Genomic DNA, 6,571 nt, shown 5'->3' with positions numbered 1-6,571 from the left:
TTTCAGACATTAGCACGAAATGTGTTGCGCCACGAGCCTGATTTCATCACGGAAACAAACCTTAACCGCGCCTTTGATAGCTGGCAGAAAAATTACGAAACAGGCGTTATTTGTGGGGATCCCTAACTCGTTAGGGGCCGCGCCCACGGCCCCTAACTCGGGCACGAGCTACGGTGCCGCAAAAAGCCACGATATGATGGCGCCCGAAACCCTCTCCGAACCCGACAAAGAACGTTGCTTAAACAGTAATCTACCGACGCGGATCTCAACGGCAGTTGCCTTAATCACCCCCGCGTTTATCTGCAACAATTGCACATGGCACCGCTGGCGTGATAACGGGCTTTGAACACAAAGACGGCACCACGACTTATTTGCGAAACACAACCTAAGGTGTTATCCCCATCATATTAATTTCTTCCATGTGTCGCTTGTTGAGATTTATTTCACATTGGTCTATTGATGCCTGATAATCATACGTGCCCGTACCAACCTCAGACGCTACGCCAAGGCAAAGGTTTTTTTTGTACTTTTGCCAATCTTTTTGTGAAGCCAGAAAGTGTTTACTGTAAACATCGCCAATGGTCAGATTCGGATCGTCACTCTGGAAAACTGGAACGTCATTGTTTTTAACGATAAGATCATTAATGGCTTGAATTAATTTCTCTAATCTGGTCTCTGACTCGCGTTTCATTACAGATAGACAGTCATGAGCCTTATGATAATCGTTATTATTTTTTTTGAAACAAACATCATTCTCTATCCCCTGACTTAGATCAGCCCATGTTTTGGTAGACAACAGGATAATAAAAAAGGCTACAATATATAATATTCTATTCATTTCAGATAACTTATCCTTTTCCTATGAGTTTCATACTTCATATACTGGCTATCATCCTTAATATGTTTAATCAGCGCAACCTTACCTTGAGCCGCAGCCTCAATCAGTTTACGCGCGTTATGGACACTTTGATAAAATATATCTACTACTAGTCTTTAATACATTGTTCCAGGTTTTCCCATGACGGTGCACCAGGTATTTCCCCCGAGAAACGTATGTAAAAAATTCTTGCATAATCTCGCTTCTGCTGATAAGAAATTTCAAAAATCCTTATCTGTTGCTGGTGCGTAATTTCGCCAACTAGAGGGCGATAGGTATCTACAAATTCACGAGCATGACGCCCGTATAATCCTGCTGCTTTGGAGCAGATCACCACCTTATATTCTTCAAATTCGGCTTGACGTAGTTCTGACATTATTTGGCCTGCACTACGGTCTTTCATGTCATAACCGCGGCCGATGGTAACTCCGGAAGAAGATTCAGGCCAATGCAGGATACGCGAAAAAGCCGGCATTCTGGTAGGCTGTCTGAATGGCTCTGGGCCGTTTAAATAATCCACGCCTTCAGCATCAAAGGTGACCTGCCCTTCACGAACGTGAAGCGGACCGGTATCACGCGGCCGCCAGTGCGGGGCCATGGTCTGGCTGAACATAGTGAAAAACCACGTTTCCTGGGGATGAATCAGGCCAGAGGGCGACATATTCAGTAAGCGCTGATACCAGATAATCGCCGCTTTGGTTTCCGGGTCACAATGGCCGGTAACGCGGAGGTTGTTACCGCGAATGTTGTTGTAACCCGCGTTGATCATCATCTTCTGTAGCGTTTTCACCTCTTCCGGCGCATTGGCGCCAAAGACACCAATAGATCCAGTGGGGCGAAATACACGGGGTGGGTGGTATGACATGATGTATGACACCTTTCTGACAACCGCGCTACTGATCACGGTATGTATTCCATTACATTTCGCAGTTTTCTTTGGTATTCCTGCCAGTTGATGCTTCCTACCATTTTTATATTACTTACAGAAATTCCAGTCAATCCTATACCTAAGATAATTCGAGTTGCAGGATGGCGGCAAGGGAGGAATCCCGATGAGTTTACTCCGGTAAGTGATTCGGGTGACTGAGTGCGGCCAACACACCTGCAACTTGAAGTATGACGGGTATATAAGCGATATTACCCTGTTAGGCACCGCATAACACGCCCTAATACTTTCTATGATAAATCCGATTTTGGGCGGAAGCTGTTACCTGTACCGGTCAATATATTGATCATTGTTGAAACATATGGGGCCATACTCTAAATAATTTAAGTTACAGGAAGGCAGCGCCGCAGCGAGTCCCCGAGAGTTTACTCAGGTAATTGACTGAGGTGAGTGACAAATCCGCCGGGTATGGAACCGAAAGTACGGATCTTACTGATGGTTGATGGGCCGTTGCCACCAGACTGTAACGGTTCGCACCAACAGCAAATTAGCAGCCCGAACGCCTGGTACAAGATCCGGTGTTATAGAAAACGACGACGTTATAGCGCCCAAAACCCTCCACGACCCCAACAACAACATTAACGAAACGCCCTCCCCCTCAATTTGGCACCTGCCGCCACTGCCGCGGACTGATACCAAACCAACGCCGAAAAGCACGTGAAAACGCACTCACCTCCGAATACCCCAACAACAACGCCAGCTCGGAAATCGGCAAATGGCGCTGCTGCAAATAGTACGTCGCCAGCTCACAGCGCACCTTATCCACCAGCGCAGTAAAAGTCAGCCCCTGATCGCGCAGCCGACGCTGTAGCGAACCGGCAGACATCCCCATTTTTTCCGCAATGATTTCCAGCGCGGGCTCACCACTGAGCAACGCATGGCGCACCTGGGCGCGCGCGCCGTCCACCAGAGTCTGGTGCGGCTCCTGCGCGTTAAGCCGGCGGATCGCATCCTGCACCACCATCAGCAACGTCGCGTCACGCTCCGGCATCGCACGGGCCAGATCGCGCTTGGGCAGGATCAGGGAATTGTAAGGCTGATCAAAGTACACCGGGGCATCGAACAGCTTGCAGTGCTCATGCCAGCTCTCCGGCCGCGGATGTTCAAAATGCACCTCGCGCGGCGCCCAACGGCTACCGAGCACGTGGCGGATCAGGTTCATCACCATGCCGAGCGTCAGTTCGGCATCCTGGCGCTTGCACAGGATAGCGCCGTGCTGCACCTGATAATCGAAGCGATAATATTCCCCCTTATCGACCAGCCGCGTCAGCGTACTGTGCTGGTGATAGGGAAATGCCATCACCAGATTCTTCAACGCCATTTCCAGCGTTGGCGAACACAGGCCGACATAGCCAATCAGGCCTAATGACTGCGGTTTAAACTGCTGGCCGTAGTGCAAACCGAAGTTATCACAACCGGAATGGCGCGCTGCCTGCTCCAGCACCTGGCAATAGTTGGTCAGGCCGATACTGAGCGTCGGGCAGGCCAACTGTTCCGCATCAATGCCGGAAATGCCGAAAATCCGATCAACATCGCCGCCCTTATTCTGTATGAACTCGCTCAGGCCGCTGGCGGCGGCAGCCAGAACGCCACGGTTGCCTTGTGCCAAACCGGCATCCAAATGTGAGAACAACCCCGGCTGGCTGGAAAGTGCTATCTGCATGATTCATCCCACTGTGGTTGTAAAATGATTCAGGGAATGAAGCAACTTCTGTACCAGATTGCCCGCGGCGCCGGGTTAACCGAGCCAACATTGCACGCAGCCGGCAAATTGCGGCGTACAGGGCACGTTAAAGCACGCCAGCACGCGCCCACTGTTGGCCGTTGCCGGTTAACCTTTCACCACCGCGATACATCACCGCCAGCAGGCCGCCCGGTTTTGGTGCGCCTAGGCAGCGCCCACCGGCAGCAGATCGGTTTCCAGATAGCGGCGGCACAAACGCACGCTTTCCGCCGCCCAACGATCGCCCAGGCTTAGCGCCATTTCCGTTTCGGCATGCGAGCCTATCCAGGCCAGCATCTGGATGCGGCGCTGAATGATAAAGGTCGGCACCATCGCCAGATCTTGTTCGCTCAGGGAGCAAACGCGCTGATAACCGGCCAGCCAGTGCTCCACCCACTCTGCCGCCCGCGGGTGGTGCTCCACAAAGCTGATCGCCGCCGCCAGATCGTGCAGATACCAGCCGAAGCCGCAGTCATCAAAATCGATCACCCGCGTTTCATCACCTTGCAACAACAGGTTGGTCAGGCGCAGATCGGCGTGGATCAACCCATAACGCTGGCGATCTTGCCCGTACTGCGCCAGTTCCCGGCCAACGCGTGCCAGCGTGGCTTCGATCACCGGATGATCGGCCTGCGCCAGGTTAGGCGCATCCTGCCAACGCCCCCAGTGGCCCGCTTCCCCCACCATTGAAGGATGATCCCAGATAATGCGCCGAAAACCCGCCGGCTGCTGCCAGCGGCGGCTGTGCTGATGCAGTTGGGCGGTAATTTCCCCCAACCGCTGAAAGGCGCGTGGATCCACCTCGGTGGTCGGCATATCGCCCTCGATCCAGTGGAACACCACCAGATGCCGTGCTTCACCGTTGGCCAAGGTGATGGTTTGTACCCGCTCGCCGTCTTCGCCATAGACCGCCTGCGGCACCACGATGCCGTGTTCACGCAGCGCATCCAGCCAGTCCAGCTCACTGGCGATCTCATCGCGCTGGTGGTAGTTGGCGCGGTGAATGCGCAGGGCATAACGCCGGCCGTCGGCGCTATCAAGCTTGAAAGTGGCGTTTTCGGAACGGCATAGCAGCGTCAGAACGCCGTTCAGGGTGGCTGCGTAACGCTGCAGCCCGCGCTCGGCAATCTGCTGCAGGGTATGATTATCCAACGTATCGTACTGTGTTGCGGTCATCGCGCGTCACTCCATAGCGGTCAACAGGCTTCCAGCATGATGTGACCGAGCCCACCCCGCTTGACCGCAGAGCGCAAAATGTTGACTTTAGGTTGCAGGCGCGTTTCCCAATGGCAAAAGTTGACCGTAAATGGCCCTTTTCGTTATTCCGTGGTCAAGTTTCCCCTTAGTTGCACAGGCATTATCCCCCCAAGGGCTGCGTGAGCAGCACACCCTACCCATAAGGCCGCACGCACCAAGATGGCCAATATCATTTTGAAAAACATACTTTTTCGGTGCATTGATAGCACCCGGATATCTTGCAGGGCGGTCTGGCAGGCCCAGACCGGTGGAAATGACGTCCGCCTGCGCCGTTTGATCGGCGCCTGGCGGCTATGCACCGTTTCGATCGGGAGAACACCAATGACCATGCAACTCAAACCCACGCTAAACACCTTGCATCTATGGGGGATTGCCGTCGGGCTGGTAATTTCAGGGGAATACTTTGGCTGGAGCTACGGCTGGGGCGTTGCGGGCACCCTCGGGTTCCTGATCACCACGCTATTAGTGGCGACCATGTACAGTTGCTTTATCTTTAGCTTCACCGAACTGACCACCGCCATCCCACACGCCGGCGGTCCGTTCGCCTACAGCCGCCGCGCTTTCGGCGAAACCGGCGGCCTGATCGCCGGGCTGGCCACACTGGTCGAGTTTGTGTTTGCTCCGCCGGCCATCGCCATGGCGATCGGCGCCTACCTCAACGTGCAGTACCCGGCGCTGAACCCCAAGGTGGCGGCCGTTGGCGCCTATGCGATCTTCATGACGCTGAATATCCTCGGCGTTAAACTGGCGGCGCTGTTCGAACTGTGCGTTACCGTACTGGCGGTGTTCGAACTGCTGGTGTTCATGGGGGTAGTGGCGCCAGGCTTCAGCTTCAGCAACTTTGTGCTCAACGGCTGGGCCGGCAGCAATACATTCAGCGGCACGGCCGTGGCAGGCATATTCGCCGCCATTCCGTTCGCCATTTGGTTCTTCCTGGCCATTGAAGGCGCCGCAATGGCCGCCGAAGAGGCCAAGGATCCCAAACGCACCATTCCACGCGCCTATATCTCCGGCATTATGACGCTGGTGCTGCTGGCGCTGGGCGTGATGCTGCTGGCCGGCGGTGCCGGCGACTGGAGCAAGCTCGCCAACATTAACGATCCGCTGCCCCAGGCGATGAAAATGATCGTGGGCGAGAATTCCGGCTGGATGCACATGCTGGTGTGGATCGGCCTGTTCGGGCTGGTGGCCAGCTTCCACGGCATTATCCTCGGCTATTCCCGCCAGTTCTTCGCCCTGGCGCGCGCAGGCTACCTGCCCACGTCGCTGGCGAAGCTGTCGCGGTTTAGAACGCCGCACCGCGCCATTCTTGCCGGCGGGGTCATCGGGATTGCCGCGATCTTCAGCGACGGCGTGATCAACCTGCAGGGGATGAGCCTGACCGCCGCGATGATCACCATGGCGGTATTCGGCGCCATCGTGATGTACCTGATGAGCATGCTCAGCCTGTTCAAACTGCGCCGCAGCGCGCCGGATCTGGAGCGCAGCTTCCGGGCGCCTGGCTACCCGGTAGTGCCGGCCATCGCGCTGGTACTGGCCTTTGTTTGCCTGATCGCCATGCTGTGGTTTAACCCGATCATAGGCGGCCTGTTCATCGCCCTGATGGCCTGTGGCTACGTTTACTTCCTGCTGACCAAAACTCAGCGCCGCAACGCACCGCAGGATATGATGCTGTCGGGCAGCGACTGATAAATGTGATCACGACGGCAGTCCATGGTGAAAAGCGTTGAACCACCACGGAGAACCGTTATCATGTGGCAGTTACAGG

The 6,571-nt window shown here is 54.8% G+C and carries 5 protein-coding genes; 1 reads left to right on the top strand and 4 read right to left on the bottom strand.

Annotated features, from left to right (window positions below; translation table 11 throughout):
- Positions 1-385: 385 nt before the first annotated feature.
- From AC559G_RS01925 to AC559G_RS01910, 4 genes are all read right to left on the bottom strand, one after another.
- Complete coding sequence (locus tag AC559G_RS01925; protein ID WP_498910886.1) at positions 386-838, bottom strand: lysozyme inhibitor LprI family protein; 453 nt, start codon at positions 836-838, stop codon at positions 386-388.
- 148 nt (positions 839-986) lie between these two features.
- Positions 987-1,742 (bottom strand): DUF8812 domain-containing protein, encoded by a 756-nt coding sequence (locus AC559G_RS01920; RefSeq protein ID WP_498910884.1) that lies wholly within the window; start codon positions 1,740-1,742, stop codon positions 987-989.
- A gap of 679 nt (positions 1,743-2,421) precedes the next feature.
- On the bottom strand, positions 2,422-3,486 hold the full coding sequence (gene qhpR, locus AC559G_RS01915) for an AraC family transcriptional regulator (protein WP_498910882.1): 1,065 nt from the start codon (positions 3,484-3,486) through the stop codon (positions 2,422-2,424).
- Positions 3,487-3,711: 225 nt separating this feature from the next.
- On the bottom strand, positions 3,712-4,722 hold the full coding sequence (locus AC559G_RS01910; RefSeq protein WP_498910880.1) for a phosphotransferase enzyme family protein: 1,011 nt from the start codon (positions 4,720-4,722) through the stop codon (positions 3,712-3,714).
- Positions 4,723-5,124: 402 nt separating this feature from the next.
- On the opposite strand from AC559G_RS01910, the gene eat reads away from it, so the two are divergent.
- Complete coding sequence (gene eat, locus AC559G_RS01905) at positions 5,125-6,492, top strand: ethanolamine permease (RefSeq protein ID WP_095845647.1); 1,368 nt, start codon at positions 5,125-5,127, stop codon at positions 6,490-6,492.
- Positions 6,493-6,571 lie beyond the last annotated feature (79 nt).

Source organism: Gibbsiella greigii (genome assembly GCF_039540155.1).
Taxonomy (GTDB): domain Bacteria; phylum Pseudomonadota; class Gammaproteobacteria; order Enterobacterales; family Enterobacteriaceae; genus Gibbsiella; species Gibbsiella quercinecans.
This window is presented reverse-complemented; position numbering and strand designations above follow the sequence as displayed.